Source organism: Kumtagia sp., assembly GCF_059502445.1.
In genome coordinates this window covers 1-2662 of the sequence record NZ_JCACER010000077.1, presented here as the reverse complement: position 1 = coordinate 2662, position 2662 = coordinate 1, and the positions used below count along the sequence as shown (strand labels likewise).

General features: G+C 68.7%; 3 protein-coding genes. 1 reads left to right on the top strand and 2 read right to left on the bottom strand.

What is annotated here, in order from left to right; genetic code table 11:
- A partial coding sequence (locus AC5JDC_RS21390) for a hypothetical protein (protein ID WP_495844406.1) occupies positions 1-227 on the top strand: 227 nt, incomplete at its 5' end.
- Between the two features lie 112 nt (positions 228-339).
- Here the strand turns inward: AC5JDC_RS21390 and AC5JDC_RS21385 are convergent.
- Entirely contained in the window at positions 340-1182 is an 843-nt protein-coding gene (locus AC5JDC_RS21385) for an aldo/keto reductase (RefSeq protein ID WP_495844404.1), read from the bottom strand.
- 367 nt (positions 1183-1549) lie between these two features.
- Complete coding sequence (locus AC5JDC_RS21380; protein WP_495844402.1) at positions 1550-2362, bottom strand: hypothetical protein; 813 nt, start codon at positions 2360-2362, stop codon at positions 1550-1552.
- Between the last annotated feature and the right edge of the window lie 300 nt (positions 2363-2662).

The window sequence follows — 2662 nt, the reverse complement described above, 5'->3', positions numbered from 1 at the left end:
GAACTCACGACCTCTGCCTTCGGAGGGCAGCGCTCTATCCAGCTGAGCTACGGGTGCACGCCGAGGCGGCTTGGCCGGCCGGACCTGCGTGCTGCAATCCCGGCAGCCGCTTCTTATACGAAGCCGGGCGCCGCTTCAACGACCTTTGCCAAAACCAGCGCGAGGAATCCGGGCAGAGAATGCTCGTCGCCTCCTCGTGGCGCGGCATCGTATCGCCGGCATCGTAGGCGTCGACGGCTGGACCGGAGACCTCGGCGAGGCAGCGCCGATCGTCGCGATGTCTCCCGCCCCCGAAGCGGCGGCATGGAACCAGTCCGCCAAAGGCAATCGGCGTCGCCGTCAAATCATCGCCAGCCGCTGCTTGCGGCGTGGCGGCGGGAAGGCGGCGTCGAGTTCCTTGAGGTCGGCGTCGGTCAGCACGATGTCCAGCGCGACGCGATTCTCGCGCACGTGCTGTGGCCGCACCGCCTTGGGAATGGCGATGATATCCGGCTTGCGCAGCACGAAGGCGAGCGCGACCTGCGCCGCCGTGGCGTTCTGGCGCGCGGCGATGCGGGCGATGCGCGCGTCGCGCGCCAGATCGCCCTGGCCGACCGGCGAATAGGCCATCACCGGCAGGCCGCGTGCCGCCGCCTCGGGCAAAAGGTCGTATTCGATGCCGCGCTCCGACAGATTGTAGAGCACCTGGTTGGTCTCGACGCCCGAGCCGCCGGCATCGGCAAGCTCCTCCATGTCCTCGGTGTCGAAGTTGCTGACGCCCCAGTGCCGGATCTTTCCAGCCTGCTTCAGGGCCTCGAAGGCCGCGACGGTCTCGGCGAGCGGCACGCCGCCGCGCCAGTGCAGCAGATAGAGGTCGATGCGATCGGTGCCGAGGCGTTTCAGGCTGGCCTCGCAGGCGCGCACCGTGCCGGCGCGCGAGGCGTTCGACGGCAGCACCTTGCTGACCAGGAAGACCGCGTCGCGGCGGCCGGCGACGGCGTCGCGCACCACTTCCTCGGCGCCGCCGGAGCCATACATCTCGGCGGTGTCGACGAGCGTCATGCCGAGGTCGAGCCCGAGCTTCAACGCCGCCACCTCCTCGGCATGGCGCCGCCGGTCCTCGCCCATGTTCCAGGTGCCGAGGCCGAGCACCGGCACGTCGATGCCGGAGGGCAGGCGGGTGGTGCGGACGGGATCGGACATCGGGCGCTCCTGGCGGGCCTTCTTCCCTTTTATGGCATTCCCGCCGGTCCCGGAAGCGGCCCGATCGCCGACATCGTCAAGGTCCTTGCGGCGGCGGAGGAAGAAGGCCGATGCTCGCCCCTCACCCCTGCCCTCTCCCCGTCAGGACGACTGTCGCGTTCACACATCCGGAATGCCGGCTTTGATTCTTCGAGTCCGAGGATGGATTTCCGACACTCTCCGCTCGCTGCGCTCGCTCACGAGTCGGAATGACGACATCAATTGACGCGCCCGTCAGTCGCCAATGACAGCACCCATCGTCGCCACGCCGCGGAAAATCCGCGGGGGCCTGTCAATTCTTTCGCTTGTTACGTCCGGCAGGGCGCAATCACGACGTATCCGGCGGCTCCAGCGCCCACTGGGCAAGCCCGTGCAGGACGTCGAGGACCTCGTGCACCTCGTGAACGGGCTTTTTTCGCCGCCAGCCGGGCGGCCGGCCGGGCTTCAGCGGCGAGAAGCGGCCGAACCGGCGCAGGCAGCCGGATTCCCGCTCTTGCGCGAGGGCGGCGTCGCGTCGGGCCCGCCAGCGGGCGAACCGTCTTGCCTGGCCGGGCAGGTCGTCGAGCGCGCGAGCGAGCGCCCACAGCCGCGCGTCCAGCCGCCTTGCGTCGATGGGATCGTTGGGCGACCAGACGGGGATGCGGAACGGCTCGCTGTAGCCGGGACAGGAGATGCGCGGCACGCCCCTGGGCGCCCGCCGCGGGCGGCGGTTCCAGGGTTTTAGCGGATCGAGCAGCGGCAGGGAGGTGCTGCGGGCGCGGGCTTTCGGCCGCGCCGGCATGCGGACGGGGCCGGCTCCGGGCCGGAATTTTGGCTGCGGTTTCTGCCGGGGCGGCGGCAAGGCGACGACGAGGCCACGTGCGGCCACGACGATAAGGCGCCGCACCGCCGCTTCGGCCGGGCGCAGGAGCCGGAGTATGGCGCGGTGGAGGCGGCGGGGAAGGGTGAGCTCCGGCGCAAGTGCCGGGGACAGTTTACTTTTTTCGGCCCGCGACAACCTCGAAGCGGCTGTGCCCTTCTGCCGAAACAAAGTAAACTGTCCCCTGAGTTCCCCGAGATCCAGCCCGGCCATGGCGACGAGCATGGCGAGGATGCGCTTCAGCGCCTCGCGATTCTTCTCGATTGCCGCATCCCAGTCCACCGCCGCCTCCTTTCCTGCACAGGCGGCGCAATTATCGCTGTGGTCGGGAAGGGAGGGGATAAAATGAAGGAAAATAATCCTGACGGATGCTGACAACCTCCACCCCCAACCCCTCCCCACAAGGGGGAGGGGGACTTTGTTGCCGCCATGCCGGGCGAAACCGTTGACGATTGGCGCTTGGCAGAGATGCCAGCCTGTCCCCCTCCCCCCGTGAACGCAGGGCTATCGCATATGAGTATCGGAGGGGCAGACAGCTCTGCGTCGTCATTCCGGGGCCGCGCAGCGGAACCCGGAATCCAG